Annotated in this window: 2 protein-coding genes; both read left to right on the top strand. The window is 71.1% G+C overall.

All coding sequences use genetic code 11. The features are described 5' to 3' along the window. The coding region (rfbD, locus tag OXS49_RS33370; RefSeq protein WP_267428774.1) for a dTDP-4-dehydrorhamnose reductase at window positions 1–783 on the top strand (783 nt) is incomplete at its 5' end. Beyond that, window positions 780–886: sugar phosphate nucleotidyltransferase (locus OXS49_RS33365; protein ID WP_267428775.1), on the top strand; the 107-nt coding region annotated here is incomplete at its 3' end. The genes rfbD and OXS49_RS33365, both read left to right, overlap by 4 nt.

Raw genomic sequence — 886 nt, 5'->3', positions numbered from 1 at the left:
GCCGTCGCTGCAGCCCTTGATGACCGCGCCTACCGGGCGGTGATCAACACCGCTGCCTACACGGCGGTCGACAAGGCCGAGTCCGAGGTGGTCGCGGCCTGGCGCCTCAACGCGCTCGCCCCGGCGATTCTCGCGGCGGCGACGGCCGCGAGAAACATCCCGCTCGTCCACGTCTCGACCGACTACGTCTTCGCCGGCACCAAGCCGGAGGGCGCCTACCGGCCCGACGATCCGATCGACCCGCAGAGCGTCTACGGGGCCAGCAAAGCCGCAGGCGAGCTCGCCGTGCGCACCGGCAACCCGCGCCACGCGATCGTGCGGACCGCCTGGGTGGTGAGCCCGCACCGGGGCAACTTCGTCAAGACGATGCTGCGGCTTTCCGCCGAGCGCGATGCCCTGACCGTCGTCGACGACCAGCACGGCTGCCCGACCTCGGCCGCCGATCTCGCCGCAGCGCTCGCGGCGATCGCGAAGCACCTCGCGTTCGACGGGGCTGCGCCCACCGGCACGTTCCACTGCGTGAATGCGGGCGACACCACGTGGTGCGGATTCGCCAAGGCGATCGTGGCGGGCTCGGCCCGGCGCGGCGGCCGCTCCATCCCGGTCAACGGCATCCCGACCTCCGCCTATCCGACCCCGGCCCGGCGCCCGGCCAATTCGCGCCTGTCCACGGCCAGCCTCACCGAGGCGTACGGCTTTCAGCCCCGCCCCTGGCAGGCGGCGCTCGACGACATCCTGGATCGGCTCATCGGGCCGGTTTCAGAGGGAGTATCCAAGCCATGAAGGGCATCGTCCTGGCCGGCGGATCCGGCACGCGCCTGCACCCGGCCACGCTGTCGATCAACAAGCAGCTCCTGCCGGTCTACGACAAGCCGATGATCTACTA

It is taken from the genome of Methylobacterium sp. GC_Met_2 (assembly GCF_026540795.1).
Classification (GTDB): domain Bacteria; phylum Pseudomonadota; class Alphaproteobacteria; order Rhizobiales; family Beijerinckiaceae; genus Methylobacterium.
This window is presented reverse-complemented; position numbering and strand designations above follow the sequence as displayed.